The organism is Spirosoma liriopis, from assembly GCF_023196085.1.
Lineage (GTDB): Bacteria > Bacteroidota > Bacteroidia > Cytophagales > Spirosomataceae > Spirosoma > Spirosoma oryzicola.
The window spans coordinates 26227-42076 of sequence record NZ_JALPRF010000007.1; the positions used below are offsets into that span (position 1 = coordinate 26227).

Here is a 15850-nt window from a genome sequence, read left to right on the forward strand (position 1 = left end):
ACACGCTAGTTAACCTATTGCTGTTTAATTATCACTGTAGTTTGAAGCATACCTGATGAGGAATAAAAAAAGGATTTATCACCATGACTTACTGATTCTCAGCAATCGCTCCAAAATTAAATCCATGTCTCCACTACTGGGCGTTTAATGACACGGATTATTGATTCCGTTATCCTAGCTATCCGAGTATCCAGGCACAAGCGAATAGGGGAGATAACTGGCGACGGAGAAACCCAAAGGCGTACAAAATGCCCCCGCAAATGGTCATCATAAACTAATTTTCGCTACTGGCTCACGTAAGCGAAGAGCTAGTATAAAACTTATAAGCTATATACAACGTCTATTCGCTTATTTTTAGACGACCTACCGGCGACAAGCCGAAATTGGTAGATGATAATTAAAAAACCTTACCTGTATGAAGACAATTTTGACGTTGCTTCTTGCCCTAAACGCTTGTGTTTGCTTTGCCCAAAAGGCAACACCACTTATTAAGGCACATTCTAATCAAGCAACTATTTACGTAAAATACGATCAACGTAATTCCGTGTATCGATGGCACATCAACCCGAACGTAAAACGAGATGTGTTTACGGTTGGTAAACTGATCAAACCGACAATGGTGACATTTAAAACCGATCGTGATTCACTCACCTTTACGATCAAACCCGGACAGAGCAGGGAGTTTGTTGTGCTGCTCAATGACAAAGATTCTTGTGTCACACAAATTCAGACTATTGAAACAAAGAACTTTGCTAAGCTCTCGCCCGAAATTCATGATTCGATTCCCTTCTTTGTCAATCAGTATAACACTAATTTTTTAAAGGTCATCTTTGACCGCACGAATTCACTTGTCCTTAATTTTGATACCGGGGCGAATGACGTAGCACTTACCACTGATGCGTTGAAGCGTAAATTTAGAGCCAAGCCAACGCTTTACAATACGGATTATAGCCTGCAAATCGGCAGCAAACTGTATACAAGTAAAGTTCATGACATCGAAATGGCCGGCCACGAGACGGATGGACTGTTGGGGTGGAACAACTTTGACGGAATGGTCGTCGAACTCAATTATGACGCGAATAAACTGATTGTCCACTCTACAATGCCTAAACAAATCCTACGTGATAAGGATTACCAGACCTTTAAAATGCGCTATATCGACAATAAGCCGTTTATAGAAAGTGAACTTCAGCAACGCGGAACCAAATCTAAAAACTGGTTTCTGTTTGATTTAGGGTATACCAGAACCGTTATGCTGGATAGTGATTTATTGAAAGAGACACATTTTCCTACCCATGATATGAGAGTACTGAATAAAGTAATCATGCATGGAGCTAGTGGCAATGAAGTTCCGGTTATTACGGCTACTTTAGACCTGTTGAAGATTGGCAATTTTACCTTGAAACATGTCCCAATTCAAGTCATGCAACACGCGAATCCGATGCACGGACTGAACATTCATATCCTAGGTAACGATATTCTGAAACGGTTTAATACGGTGTTAGATTTTCAAAAGAATGTGGTTTATCTCAAACCCAACAACCTTTACGATGCCGCTTTTGCCGACAAAAAGAAAAGCGGCACCTAACCTTGGTTTGACAAAACGTACCAATGATTACCAGTATGTAGTTTCGCACAGAAGGCTCCTCTGTGAGATTAATAATTCATATTTTTTACAGGGAGGGGCCTTACGGAGGTAGCTAGTCTCTATAAAACAAGTGTCGCCTAGATCAATACAAGGTAAAATTCTCTAGATAATCGCCATGCTCTCTGGCGGCAACCTTTACCACAAACAGCCGCTTTATGACTCACGGCTACCCAATGGGTTGCTTATAAGAGCCGTCTCAAGGGCCATTCGACTACGCTTGGGTATCCATCAACACCCCAAAAGCCGCTATGAACCTAGATAGCTCGGCGTCGGTCTGTTCATCCGTTACATTACCCTGACTATCTAACTTACCTTTCACCGCCGAGATCAACAACGTGGTTTCCGCCGTGAAGCGAGCCATTAGCGTCTGCATGATGAGTTGTAGTTCAATATGCCCCCGTTGCCCATCAGCCGAAGCCGTAATTAGACCGACCGGCTTATTGGCAAACACCGTCGTCGACACGCACCATTCCAATATGTTTTTCAAGCGACTCGGAATACTGAATAGATATTCCGGCGTACAGATGACAACGACATCAGCGTGACTAATTTGGTCTCGAAGCTGTTGAACGAGTTCCGGGCAGTTGTCAAAGGCAAGTTGTGGGTTGAAGGGGGGAAGGGCTCCCGATTGCTGGAAAATAGTGGTGGAGAAGCGGTCTTGAGTTCGCTCGGCGAACTGTTTCATCAGCTGCAGATTGGAGGAAGAATTACTAGCGCTCCCAATGAGAATTAATACGTTTTTTAAAGAGACCATATTGCTAACGAGACAAACAGGTTGGCATCCCTATCAGGTTGGTATAACCCAATAGGGAAAGAAATCATTGCTAGACTGGAAAAACCGAGCGTATCTGGATACCGCCGTTTTGCTCGTTACGAGTGAGGAATTAGCCCCTGATGGTCTTGTCGAAGCTGTAGCCGCTCCCATCGTAGACTAAGTGCATTAGCTTCTGTATCACAAAACAACCTCTATTCTCGGCACGCTCAGAATGACTGATCTAATCAGTAACCATTCTACAACCAGAATGGACGCCCTTAAGCGTGGCCTTTCTGGTCCCATTTTATGTTCAACAACCTTGACCATCAAGGTTCACAAAGATACCTCTCCAACCTAATTTGACCAATAACAACTCAGTGAACGTTGTGGCCTGGGTTTCAAGCTGTAATCTCAGATGTATGAATTTTCAGTAAATCCTCCCACTTAAGACGAGGAGCGAATCGAGTATGTATAATTCGGGCGTTTATTGAAACGGATAAGACAAGAGTGGTAACATAAAGTACAGAACTATAGGCTACCATAAAACACGTCTATAATCTGGTCAGATCGATGAAATGTATCCATATTTACCTGTCCGGTCTTGTTATCAACGGCCAGCCTCTACAGATACGGCTTTAAATACGGAGCAGTTCGGCTACCGGGCTGTTGAACCACTTTCCTCGGAGGCCCCTGCGCCACCACCTGACCGCCCTCATCGCCCGCGCCCAGCCCCATGTCGATCACCCAGTCACTGGCCCCAACGACCCGCATGGTATGCTCGACCACAATGACGGTGTTACCCCCCGCCACCAGCTTGCGAAGCTGACCTAGTAGCTTATCTACGTCAGCCGGATGGAGGCCCGTTGTGGGTTCGTCCAGGATGTAAAGTGAGGAGCCATTGTTAGGGCGTTGCAGCTCGGTTGCCAGTTTGATCCGCTGGGCTTCTCCGCCGGATAACTCCGTGGCGGGCTGACCCAATCGCAAATACCCTAGTCCTACTTCACCCAGCGCCGTTAGCGAACGCAAAACGATTGGTTCTTCCTCAAAAAAAGAGAGCGATTCCTCAACCGTAAGGGCCAGTATGTCCGCGATGGTTTTGCCCCGGTAGCGGACTGCCAGCGTCTGGTCATTGTAGCGGGCTCCGTGGCAGACCAGGCAGGGTTTATAGACGCTGGGCAGAAACAACAGCTCGACCATTACAAACCCTTCGCCCTGACAGTGCGAACAGCGGCCTTTGGCTACGTTGAACGAAAACTGGCCAGCATCATAGCCGCGCTCGCGGGCCATCGGGGTGGCGGCAAACAGTTTCCGGACGGCCTCAAAAAGGCCTGTATAGGTAGCCATGTTCGAGCGCGGTGTGCGGCCAATGGGCTTTTGATCGACCCGGACCAGGCGCTTGATACGCTCCAGACCGCTGATGATTGTACCGGCCGTAGTGACCGGCCTTTCTTCCTCCATCGAATCTTCTTCGTCCTCATTGGCCAGTGACTGCCCCAAATGGTCCGCGACGAGCTCGACCAGCACCTGACTAATCAGACTGGACTTACCCGAACCCGACACGCCGGTCACCGCGGTCAGCACGCCCAGGGGGATGGCTACGTCCAGTGCCTGTAAATTATTGCGGCTTACTCCGACCAACCGGAGCCAGTCCGACGGGGTAAGGGGTGGTGCTAAGGCATTTTTCTCCGAGGCAAACAAATAGGGTCGGGTTTGCGACGCGGGGATATGAGCCAAACCCGCCGGTGGGCCACTGTAGAGAATCTGACCACCTTGCTCACCAGCCCCCGGTCCAACATCGACCAGCCAATCGGCCTGCCGGATTACATCCAGATTATGCTCGACAACGAAGAGGGAATTCCCAGCCTGTTTCAAGCCCGCCAGCGCAGCAAGCAGCGCTTCAGTATCAGACGGGTGCAGGCCCGCCGAGGGCTCATCCAGTACGTAGACCACCCCAAACAGATTCGAGTAAAGCTGGGTAGCCAGTCGCAGCCGTTGCAGTTCACCCGGCGATAGCGTCGGCGTGCTCCGTTCCAGGGACAAATACCCCAACCCCAGTTGAAGCAACACCTGAAGACGCGCTACCAGATCAGTGGTGATTCGGCGAATCACTTCCGCCCGCTCGGGCTGGGCTTCTTTTGGGTCATCGGTATAGGGTTGAAGAATCGTCGTCAGGCGCTTGAGAGGTAGTTCTGACAGGTCGGTGATATCCAGCCCGGCAAACGTGATGCTTAACGACTCCGGCCGTAACCGTTTTCCGTGGCAGGTTGGGCAGCGAGTTTGGAGCATGAACGCCGATACCCGCTTTTTCATCAACTGACTTTGGGTATTGGCAAACGTATGCAGCACGTGTCGCCGGGCGCTGCTAAAGGTACCCATGTAATCGGGCGGCTCCTTTCTGCCAATGGCCCGGCGGGTTTGCTCGGGGGTATAGCCGGGATATACCGGAACAACGGGTTGCTCGTCGGTGAATAAAATCCAATCGCGTTGGTCCTTAGGAATCTCCCGCCAGGGCTTGTCTACATCGTAGCCCAGCGATACGAGAATATCGCGCAGGTTCTGACCGCCCCAAGCCTGCGGCCAGGCGGCCACCGCCCGCTGCCGAATGGTCAGCGAAGGGTCGGGCACCATTGATGCCTCGGTAACCTCGTAGATACTGCCCAGCCCGTGACAGGTCGGACAGGCCCCTTCGGGCGTATTAGCTGAAAAAGATTCCGCGTAGAGAATTTCCTGGCCCGGCGGGTAATCACCGGCTCTGGAATATAGCATTCTCACCAGGTTACTGAGCGTCGTAACACTGCCCACGGATGAACGGGTGGTTGGTGTACCTCGCTGCTGTTGCAGGGCAACGGCCGGGGGTAAGCCCTCAATGGCGTCGACTTCGGGAACGGCCATCTGGTTGAAGAGTCGCCGGGTGTAGGGGGATACCGATTCTAGATACCGGCGTTGGGCTTCGGCATAGAGGGTACCGAACGCCAGGGATGATTTACCGGAACCGGAGATGCCAGTAAACACCACCAGGGCATCCCGGGGGATGGCCACATCAATATTTTTAAGATTATGCTGCCGGGCCCCGCGTACGCGGATGAAACCCTGATGGTCTTGTTCAGACGAAGAATTCACTAGGCTTATAGGTGGCTTTTCTTGGGTAACCGCTGCTGGTTCGTCGTTGTTAGATTACGAACCAGTTTGAACTTTTATTATTAGTCCGGAAAGTGGTTTTTTGTCATGCTGACGAATGAAGCATCTTCGGGAATTTAAAAACATCCATTCCCGAAGATGCTTCATTCGTCAGCATGACAAAAACGCCCTGTAAAGCAGGTGTAAACCCACTTTACAAGGAGTCTAACCGGCTATTGGGGAGCAAAAACGACCCGCATTGTTTTTTTCTTATTGAACAGATCGTAGCCTGCCATGCCCTCATCGAGCGACATTTTGTGGGTCAGCATAAAGCTTGAATTAAGCTCTCCTTTTTGCAGATGCTCTAGTAACCGGGGAATGTACCGTTGTCCGTGTTGCTGACCCATTCGGAAAGTCAGAGCTTTGTTCATAGCGGCCCCCATCGGGATGCTGTCTACCAGGCCGCCATACACGCCAATAATCGAAACGGTTCCGCCTTTTCGACAGGCCAGGATAGCTTCCCGCAGCACGATCGGCCGATCGGATTCCAGCCGGACAAACTGCTTGGTTTTGTCGTAGTAATAATCCAGCCCTTCGCTGACGGCTTCCATGCCTACGCAGTCGATGCAGCGGTCGGGGCCACGCCCACCGGTCATCTCCCGCAACGCTTCCTGAATGTCGACTTTCGAGAAATCTAGCACGTCGGCTCCGCTGATGTCTTTGGCCATTCGCAGCCGGTCGGGTTCCCGGTCGATGGCAATCACGCGGGACGCACCCAATAGAAAAGCACTTTGAATGGCCATCTGCCCAACCCCTCCGCATCCCCAGATGGCTACTACGTTGCCCGGCTGGATGTCGGCAATATCGGCAGCCATGAAGCCCGTGGGGAGGGCATCCGAGGCAAACACGGCGGCTTCGTCTGGCAATCCTTCGGGAATGACAAAGCAGCCCCGATCCGCATACGGTACGCGGATATAGTCGGCATGCGAACCGGCGTAGCCGCCAAAGGCGTGGGAGTACCCGAAAATTCCGGCCGGCGAATCACCATAGACTTTTTCCGGTATCCAGGCGTGGGGATTGGAGTTGTCGCAGAGCGACCATTGCGTACTCTGGCAATATTGGCACTCGCCACACCCCAGAATCGAACACACCACGACGCGGTCGCCTTTTTTCAGCTTCTTCACCTCGGAACCTATTTCGACTACTTCCCCCATAAACTCATGGCCAATGATGTCGCCTTCGCGCATCGTTGGTACGTAGCCGTTGAGCAGGTGCAGGTCGGAGCCACAAACCGACGACAGAATAACCCGCAGAATCGCATCTTTGGGGTTGATGATGGTTGGATCGGGAACCCGCTCCGTGCGCAGGTCGCCAACACCGTTATAACATACCGCTTTCATGTTTTTCGTCTATTTTGGCGTGTTCAGATACAGGTTTCTTACCGGACTGTTGCTCACTTTTGCGACCGGACGGCTGCCCCTCGATGGTCGTAATTTCGCCGGTTTCCAGCAGTTGCTTGAACCGGCGCAGGTCCTGTTTGACCATCTCCTCAAAAGCGGGGTTGAACAGCTTCATGATCGCGCCACCCAGTTGCCCGGCGGGTGGACGGTACTTGATCACCGCGTGAACTTCCGTACCCTGCCCATTGGGCGCATCGACGAAACGGACTTCGCCGGCGTTATCAATCCGGGCATTAGCAACTGATTTCCAGACCAATCGCTCGTTCTCTACCTCCTCAAGGATCTGGGCATCCCACTCCACCGTTCCCAGCGTTTTGGCGAGGAGACCATCTGAGAGCTTCGCGACCCAATGCGACCGTTTGTTGTCGAGTTGCCGCACCTCGCTCAGATGAAACATAAACTGGGGCAGGTTCTCCAGTTGTCGCCAGTAGGCATAGACTTCTTCGCGGGGTTTGCTGACCGTCAGGCTTTTGGTGATTTCAATCGAATCCACTGTCTTGTCTTCAGCGGTTGGCTCAGCCGTATTTCGTCCCAGCACCTGGTTCATGGGGCAATAGCCCGACGCCCCCCGGTAGACCATAAATCCGCCCAGTGTAGCCAGTAATAGCCCGCCAAACGAACCACGCCGTAAGCCGTACGTGGCTAACAACGCTCCACCAGCCGTCGACCAGATCCGCTCCGTATTGCCAACATTGAGTTGACCCGAACCGCTGGTGTCTGGTTCAATCGGACCCATGCCCTGTACACGCGACACGGGCTGCTTTTTGTTTGCCATAATTTTAGAAAGATGTAAGGTTTGTTAAACAGGCAACTTCATTCGGTAAATGGCGTACGGGGTGGTTCGTTTGTTTTCGCCTTCATTGTAATCGGGCTGCTTATTGATCTGGGAGCAACTGATGTACAAATAGCCATCCGTCGACATGGAATAACTATCCGGCCAGATCAGCCTTTCATCGGACACGACATCTTCTAGCGTGTGTTCGGGCGTTAGTCGGACCAGTTTGTAGTTCTGGTAATCGCCCAGGTAGAGGTTGCCGTTTGTATCGAAGATCATCCCGTCCGTAACCGCAAACCGGCCTAAATCTTCTACCGCAGCCTCCCGTTGATCGTCCGGCAAGGCTTCGTCCCGCAAAACCTCCGTTCGGATGCGGTAGAGTTTATTGTCGGTGAGCGGTTTGTAATACAGCCATTCGCCATCCGGTGTTAAAGCAATGCCATCGGATTGAAGGTGTACCGGCTGCCCCTGCTTTTTAAATTCCTTCCCGTCCACGATCAGGGTAAAGGAAGGGTCGTGTTTCACCGAAGGATGACTGCTTAATACCTGTCGGATTATTCCCGTTTCCAGATTAACCACCACAATGCCCCCTTCATTGGAGTTCGTCAGATACGCTACCTGTCTACGGGTATCGACCCGCACATCGTTGATATAGCTTTTAGGGCTCAGTACACCCTCAAATCGGTACACGTCTTCGATGCTGTCGGTAGCCAGGTTGAACTTGACCAGCTTGAAACTGGTGTCATACACCTGTTCCATGTTCGGGCAGGCCGGGTCTACCACCCACAGGTTGTTTTCCTCGTCCACATACACGGCCTGCACACAAACCCATTTGTTCGTTCCGTCGTCCCCTTCCTGCCAGCTGTTCCATGGCTCGTCTGGATACGGTTTCACCTGATTATTGGGTAAAATTTCGACAACACCGTACTGGTGTGGCCCAGGCCATAAGGGATAACAGGTAAACAAACGACCGTCTTTCGCTATTGCCACACCGGTTAACTGGTAGGTATCGTCGGAAAAGACTTGTTCCAATTCCTGACTGTTCATACTCATGATTGAATCGGTTTAATTGACAGGGTACCCGTAACTAGATTCCATTCGCTAGCCGGGTCAGAACGGATCAACTTAAAAGGGTAAAGAATAAGGTCTTTTTTCGACAGGATTGACAGGATTAACAAGATGTATTGCGTTAACTATGGGCAAAATGCATCCTGAAAATTCTGTCAATCCTGTCGAAAAACCAGTTTACAAGCCTATACACTAAACTTGTAATCCTATCCGCTTGCTAACAGCTACTTACGTTTCTCTTTTCGGTTCAGCAGCAAAACACCGACCGTGATCACCAAAGCCGTGGTAGCGGCCTTGGTGACAAAAGCAGGGCGGTTGTACTTCCATTCCGCTCCCCAGCCCCGCTCAATCCAGGGATTGGGGATAGTGCCGTGTCTTAAGTCACTCAGCTTTCCCTCGATGGCATTGACCCGGTCGGCCAGTATGAGCGTCATCCAGTGCGTAGCGGTCGCTTCGCTATACTGATAGGCATAGCGACGGATAGCCCCACTGAGTCCCGAAGGCGGTGTTGACGTACCGAAAACCCGGGTAACGCCCGGTCGCTCCACCGAATGCAGAATCTCCATGTCAATGGGCTGCTGGGGCGCTTTTACATAGTTGAGTCGTTCGTGGTCCGCACCGTTCCAATGCTTCATGGGATAGGTGGGATCATTTTCCGGATCAGCATCCATGCCCCAGCCGGGGATGTCTTTAACGCGGGTATCCAGGTTGCGGTCCGCAATTTTGCGGTCCTGAAATTCGTCTATTGTGTCTTCTAGTATGGGTTGCATACGATAAGGGGTTAAGCCGCATTGGCGCGTGGCGGAATGAGTAAGGGTTTAATGATATGGTCCAGCTTACTGGAGAACATGCGGTACGCATCTGACACTTCTTCCAGCGGTATCCGGTGCGTAATCATTTCCTTGGGATTGATGCGGCCGCTCATTATGTGATCGATCAGTTTGGGTAGCAGCCGTTTCACCGAAGCCTGGTTGGCCCGCACGGTAATACCTTTGTTCATCAGACTGCCGACGGGGACCAGATTCCAGGGAGGACCGTATACCCCGATAATGGACACAATGCCACCTTTTTTGACCGAGTTGATGGCCCAGTGCAGGGCCGTGGCATCGCCGGCTTGCAAAAGCAGTCCTTTACCGGTGATAGATTGCAGGAAACTGCCCGTGCCATCGCAACCTACCGCATCAATACATACGTCGGCGCCAAAGTAGTCGGTGGCCTTTTTCAAGAATAACACCGGGTCTTTCATTTCCCGGAAATTGTAAGCCTCAGCATAGGCAAACTGGCGGGCAAACTCCAGGCGGTAGTCGACGTGGTCGATCACAATGACGCGGGTCGCCCCGAAAAACCAGGCAAAGCGGGCGGCCATCAGCCCCACCGGACCGGCCCCAAACACTACCACGGTATCGCCTTTCTGGATGCCCCCCTGCTCGGCAGCCTGGTAGCCCGTGGGCACTACGTCCGTCAGTAGGACGGCGTTTTCCAGGTCCATCTCCTTGGGAATTACGGTGGGGCTCACGTCGGCATAGGGTACCCGAACATATTCGGCCTGTCCGCCATCGTAGCCCCCGCCCGTGTGGGCATAGCCAAAAAAGCCGCCAACGGCAGTGGCTTCCGGATTAGACTCGTTGCAGTTGCCATAGAGTTCCTGCTTGCAGTGCGGGCAGGTACCGCAGGCAACGTTGAAGGGAACCAGCACGTGGTCGCCCACTTTGAGCTTTTGCACGCCCGAGCCTACGGCCTCGACAATACCGGTAAATTCATGGCCAAAGGTCATACCCACTCGGGTATCGGGCACACGACCGTGATACAGGTGCAGGTCTGAGCCACAAATCAGGGATCGGGTGACCCGGACAATGGCATCGTAGGGATGCTTGATCTCGGGTTCAGGCTTACTCCGGTCTAGCCGGATTTGCCGGGGCCCGCGAAAATTCATTGCTAACATAGTAGCCACTGGTTAAATGTGATGAAACGAATCGACTGAACTCATCAGGCTGTCATGCCGCGTTGACGAGGGCATGATTAGACACCTACCGGAAGCGTAGGCTACAAAGACGCAGATTCCACCAAGACGTATTTCAGTCACAAGTACCCATGCCTAGGCTCGTAGAGCGAAGTGTTTAGGTTTTCAGAAGGGAATGTCGCGTGTTTCGAGCAAGCCAGTGAACACGGGATGATTCGTTTCTCCTTCAGGCTGAGCAATATCATTCCTCCCTATGCTTGCTTAGCAAACCGGTGTAGTGGTCGCCAACAAGCATATTCCTTTGTCACCATGTAGAAGAATGGTCAATCTTCTACATGGCTGTGCGCGGTTGTTCAGATAGTCCATCGCCATCAGTATCGTTCGGACCAAATCAGCAAATTCTTTTATGAATTTCCTGGACAAACGGGTAGACCGCATCGGTCAAGCTTTCGACTTGTCCCCCAGAAGACTCTCTTGCCGGCAAGGCAGTTAAACATCTGAATGGATAATGAGGTATTGGTCCTGCTGGTAATGTGAAGCGATGAGGGTCAATGAACTCGCAGCCTTGCGGCTCGAAGGGGTGTTGGAGTAAGCCATGCTTGGGTCGATGGCTATCGTTTGGTAGATTTGCTGGATAAGTGTAAGCAATCGTTAGGCTATCGTAAGGGAGGCAACTATCCGTATATTCTCACGAAAGGCTACCCACTGAGATGAAGGAGCCTTGTTTGGCTGGCTTTTTTACTGGACAAATAACCAGGCTATACCGCCCAGAGTAAGGATAATAATCAGCCAGTTCATAAAAACCTCCAAGCCACTTTCAATCACAAATTGCTTGGGGGTTTCTTCTCGGTAAAACACCCTCACCTCTTGGTGAGCGCTAAAGTAATTTAGTTCATGGAACACCGAATGCTCAGGCTGATGCTCAATCCAGGTATTAGTACGCGTTTTAAAGCGAACGATGGGGACCCAAAGCTGGCGCAGTGTGAAAAAATCACTCCGCTCGAACGAGGTAATCGTTCCAATTGTCTTATTGGCCCTTTTAATCAATCGATAATAAGAGATCAAGAAGAAACCAGATAAAACAGACGAAAAAATTCCGCCAATCAGAAGGGGTATCAGAAATTTCATCGGTCATTCAATTTCTGTTGACAAGGATTGGGTAGTCTACATTTAGTCTTACAGGTGGTCTGGATGGCTTTACGGTGTGCTGGGCTTGAGGGCATCAGCAGTGATTCAAAGATAGGCCGGAGTCGGTAGCCATAACAGCGGATAAGTACGTATTCGACTAAGTAGAGTACCGGATTTGCAAGCTGGGTCGACATCTGTCACCCGACTACCTATCCTTAAAAGGATCATAAGTGGCTGATAGAATTAGCGAGAATACGAATTACCAACATCTCACAAGGACGCTCATTTCCTATTTAAAATATGGGTAGTTAGTTGGGTGTTGACTGAACGAACTAAGTTGCTGGCAAGCGTTTGCCCTTACCCCTACCACTTCGACTAAGCAGCTAAAATTAATGGTATGACAGCAATCTTGTTTGTGGGCCGTATCCTGGTTGTCTTAGCTATGTTCTATGCGCTGCATAAAAGACGCAAGGACTGGTCTGAGTTACTGGGTGCTACCTTGTTTTTACTTACATCTATCAGTTACAGTCTGGATAGGAACTGGTTTTGGGCAGCCCTGCAGCTTGTAGTGATGTCCGTATTTGTTTATAGATGGCTTGTAACTAGAAAATCAAACTAGGACAACTCTTACTTCCAGAGACTGCTACAGGTTTTGGCAACTCAACCGTTATTTATATTGAGCAAGCATGTTGAATAAGCAGCATTCTTATAAATCGCTCCATTCTTGCCACACGTGCCTTACAAAGGCAAGTCACGGATTGTGTACTAAACGACTAACCTATACTATTATGTGGAGTAGCGTAAGCAGGGCGTACAATGCACATCTAAAACCATCTTTTATTCGTTGCTTGACCAGATTAATTCACCTCTATTAGTTAGTCATCGATTAAAGGCTACCTTTGTATATGAGTCAACCTACCTATACCGCTATCCCGGATACTTCGGATAACAATTATTGGGCAATAAAATGCGAGCCTGGCGATGTGCGCAGCACCACGTTTGTGCCCCGAGACAAAGAACTTCATCAGCAGCTAAAGAGTAAAGCGTGGGCCGTTATTCAGGCTTCACTCAGGAAGAATAACAGAAAGGTCAGCTACTAGATAAGACCTTTCTGGCTTTATCGGCTTAGATTGCTACTAGAAAAATAAGGCAAATGGCTAGAGTTTGACTAGTGTTGTATTATTCGGGCGAATTTTGATACAGTCGAAGAAGCTAGCTATCATTCATTCTTGTCATGCGACTAGCTAATTGAGCTGCTTCCTGGGTGACCTCCTCGGGATAATTATTCAATTCTAAGATTCGAATCGCATTTGTATTCCTTAGAGGCCCCCCCTTCAGCTTGTAATCAAATAATACCTTATCCTGCTGTACAATCTCGGTAAAATGAAACAAACAGAAAGAATCTTTTAGCAGCTCGGTTAACTCTAGATCATGAGTCGCTACAAATACTAGATTCGACTGCTGATTGAGATAAGATAATACCGCTTTTCCTGAAGCGACCCGTTCAACCGTATTGGTCCCCTTAAACAGCTCATCTAATAAAAATAAATGACAGTCATTTGATTGACTTTCCTCAAGCAAATTTCTGATCGTCAGCACTTCCTCGAAGTAGTAACTCTTGGCGCTCAACAGATCATCACTAATTCGGATGGCTGAGTGAATCTTAAGCTTTGGCATTCGCCATTGTCGGGCAAAACATGTATTGAGCGTTTGGGCCAGAATGGCATTGATACCCATCGTGCGGATAAAAGTAGTTTTGCCCGACATATTGGATCCACTTAATAAGACGGATTTACCCAATAAATCAATCGAATTAGGCACAGCCCGGTCAATCAGCGGATGGTAAGCATCCCGGGTCAGCAGTTGTTTTTGGTCAACAAGCAGGGTTGGCAAGCAGAAAAAAGGCAGGTCTTCTCGTAAGAGATAAATCGACATAGCCACATCTAGTTCACCAATGTATTGGTAAACAGACTCGATCTGAGATCGCTTTCGACTAATTTCTTCCAAGACATTATAAAAGATTAGTGGCTCGATTAAGAAGAGGGCTTTAATCAACTCTAGCGCGTACTCGGCCACTAAGCCGACTTCACTTTGCAATTTTGCCTCCAACTTAAACAAGGACATCTGTGGTCCCAAGCGTTCAATGGCCTCAATTGATGGCGTAATAGTAGGAAACAGGCTTTCAAGAGCTTGATGCTGGCGTAACTGCTTGGCCACCTGATTCATGCGGGCTAGTTGGGGAATGGACCCGGCGTACTGATACAGATTATTCTTATTCCAATAATGAATCCAGAAGTTAACCGCCAGTAAAGGCAACAGCAGTAAAAGCGTTTGCGGGAAGATAAAGGCCAGTAGTACGCTGGACACGCTGGCGATGGCTAAGCCTTTTACCAGCCAAAACCAGCCCGGCTTTGGGTTATGCTTTTTAAGAAATAACGACGTGATCGCGTAAACATTGGTGTTGGAAAGGGACGCTAATTGGTCCAAAAGAGTCATTCTGAGGTTTGCGTGTTCATCGATGAGGTGAATGATTTTCTCCAACCGCTGGGTTCTGTTAGTAGTCTGGTGTAGGGTACGAAGGGTAGCATACAGCATCTGCGGACCTACTTTCGAGCTGGTCCTGTCAATAAACATAAATAGCTCGTCGAGGTCCAGGTCCTGACAGGTTCGGTCGGAGATGACCTGGTAAACACTTGTTTTATCAGTTAACTGAAAAAGCGTTTGATTTTGTCCCACTCGAAAGGTCCCTGCTTCAGCTTTTTGGCCTGGTCAACTCGCTCCTCTAGCTCTGTTTCCAAACGTGTCATTTTTTTATCGCTATAACCAAACAATAAGCGATAATAGGGCTCGCTTACTTGCCTTTCACCAGCTGGTTAGACTTAGAGAGCTGGCCTCTAAACAGGAGTTTTATAAAGTACAGTAAGTACATACGCCTACCCCTGGGTCACATTGTTTCAAAATACCCTCCCACGTGAGACGAAGAGAGATTTGCGTGTTCGTTAAACGGACGTTTAATTTGGTGGCCAGTTCTGATATCTCTCTACTACTATCTGTTGCATATCCAAATGCGGCTTCACATTATCGAAGCATCCTATTTGGGTGCAAGTACGTTAACGGGCACCGGTAGTCGCTCTTTTGCCGCCAACTCGTGGAGAATTCGCTGGGTTATTGACTTGCGAGCTTTCGAGAAGTGGGGATTGGCATCATGGGCATCTTGCTGAAGGCGGGTCGCAAAAAAATACACCTCGTCCTGGGTTTCTACATACCCTACGTACCAGCCGATATCGACCCCGTCCCGTCTTGTCCAACCAGTTTTATCGCGATAGATTCCCGTGCTGGTTTTCTCCGAAACCATGATCTGTTTCACCTTCTCCATCGTCTTTTGGGAAAAAGGAAGTTTGTTTTCGTACAATTTGACGAGAAACTCGATTTGGTTGATCGGCGTGATCGCAAACGCGCCGTAATTCCAAAAGTCCGTGCCGACTTGGGAGAGGTTTCCATTTCCATACTTCAGTTGTGGCAACACCTCTCGATAGCGCTCTCGGCCCACGCGTTTGGCGACCTCTTCATAAAACCAGATCGTTGAGTTTTTATAAGCGCTTGTCAGGTCAGTATCTTTGTTCCAAGCCTCTATGACCGTTCCTAGATGGGATCTCCTAGTTCCATCCCATTTAATCACCTCATTTTCGTCGTGAACGGCTTTATAGTCAAGGGCAAACAACGAGTTTGGAATCTTAAATGTAGAAGCGGGCAGGGTGGGCATTTCAGCATCTTGCTTGTTGGTAAACAGCCACTTTTTGGTCTTGTACTGGTAGATGGTCGTGCTTCCTTTGAGGGCTAAACTGTCAAAGTGCTGTTGAAAGCCGGCTTGTCCAAATGAATTCAGTGCCCAGGCGATGCCAAGCAGAATCAATAGGTTTTTCATCATGTCGAGTAGACT

The 15850-nt window shown here is 49.5% G+C and carries 13 protein-coding genes; 2 read left to right on the top strand and 11 right to left on the bottom strand.

Going from position 1 to position 15850, the window contains the following annotated elements; translation table 11 throughout:
• Positions 1-415: 415 nt before the first annotated feature.
• Positions 416-1588, top strand: coding sequence for an aspartyl protease family protein (locus M0L20_RS25310; RefSeq protein ID WP_248479925.1), 1173 nt, complete (start codon positions 416-418; stop codon positions 1586-1588).
• A gap of 271 nt (positions 1589-1859) precedes the next feature.
• Here the strand turns inward: M0L20_RS25310 and M0L20_RS25315 are convergent, their stop codons facing one another.
• The 9 genes from M0L20_RS25315 to M0L20_RS25355 form a co-directional block, all read right to left on the bottom strand.
• Positions 1860-2402 (bottom strand): NADPH-dependent FMN reductase, encoded by a 543-nt coding sequence (locus M0L20_RS25315; RefSeq protein ID WP_262924017.1) that lies wholly within the window; start codon positions 2400-2402, stop codon positions 1860-1862.
• Between the two features lie 621 nt (positions 2403-3023).
• Positions 3024-5522 (bottom strand): excinuclease ABC subunit UvrA, encoded by a 2499-nt coding sequence (locus M0L20_RS25320; protein WP_248479927.1) that lies wholly within the window; start codon positions 5520-5522, stop codon positions 3024-3026.
• A gap of 230 nt (positions 5523-5752) precedes the next feature.
• Positions 5753-6919 carry a zinc-dependent alcohol dehydrogenase gene (locus M0L20_RS25325; protein WP_248479928.1) on the bottom strand — a complete coding sequence of 389 codons (1167 nt, stop codon included), beginning with the start codon at positions 6917-6919 and terminating at the stop codon, positions 5753-5755.
• Positions 6900-7754 carry an SRPBCC family protein gene (locus M0L20_RS25330; protein ID WP_248479929.1) on the bottom strand — a complete coding sequence of 285 codons (855 nt, stop codon included), beginning with the start codon at positions 7752-7754 and terminating at the stop codon, positions 6900-6902. Before M0L20_RS25330 ends, M0L20_RS25325 begins: the two co-directional genes overlap by 20 nt.
• 24 nt (positions 7755-7778) lie before the next feature.
• Positions 7779-8807, bottom strand: coding sequence for a major royal jelly family protein (locus M0L20_RS25335; RefSeq protein WP_248479930.1), 1029 nt, complete (start codon positions 8805-8807; stop codon positions 7779-7781).
• Positions 8808-9046: 239 nt separating this feature from the next.
• Positions 9047-9592 carry a hypothetical protein gene (locus M0L20_RS25340; protein ID WP_248479931.1) on the bottom strand — a complete coding sequence of 182 codons (546 nt, stop codon included), beginning with the start codon at positions 9590-9592 and terminating at the stop codon, positions 9047-9049.
• 11 nt (positions 9593-9603) lie between these two features.
• Positions 9604-10764 (bottom strand): zinc-dependent alcohol dehydrogenase, encoded by a 1161-nt coding sequence (locus M0L20_RS25345; RefSeq protein WP_248479933.1) that lies wholly within the window; start codon positions 10762-10764, stop codon positions 9604-9606.
• 507 nt (positions 10765-11271) lie between these two features.
• Positions 11272-11430: a hypothetical protein gene (locus M0L20_RS25350; RefSeq protein WP_248479934.1), complete on the bottom strand. Its 159-nt coding sequence runs from the start codon at positions 11428-11430 to the stop codon at positions 11272-11274.
• Positions 11431-11520: 90 nt separating this feature from the next.
• Entirely contained in the window at positions 11521-11910 is a 390-nt protein-coding gene (locus M0L20_RS25355; RefSeq protein WP_248479935.1) for a DUF3592 domain-containing protein, read from the bottom strand.
• A gap of 905 nt (positions 11911-12815) precedes the next feature.
• Between M0L20_RS25355 and M0L20_RS25360 the strand changes: the two genes are divergently transcribed.
• Positions 12816-13010, top strand: a complete 195-nt coding sequence (locus M0L20_RS25360) for a hypothetical protein (protein ID WP_248479936.1) — start codon at positions 12816-12818, stop codon at positions 13008-13010.
• 112 nt (positions 13011-13122) lie between these two features.
• Here the strand turns inward: M0L20_RS25360 and M0L20_RS25365 are convergent, their stop codons facing one another.
• Entirely contained in the window at positions 13123-14451 is a 1329-nt protein-coding gene (locus M0L20_RS25365) for a MutS-related protein (RefSeq protein ID WP_248479937.1), read from the bottom strand.
• A gap of 550 nt (positions 14452-15001) precedes the next feature.
• Positions 15002-15838, bottom strand: coding sequence for a penicillin-binding transpeptidase domain-containing protein (locus M0L20_RS25370; RefSeq protein ID WP_248479938.1), 837 nt, complete (start codon positions 15836-15838; stop codon positions 15002-15004).
• Between the last annotated feature and the right edge of the window lie 12 nt (positions 15839-15850).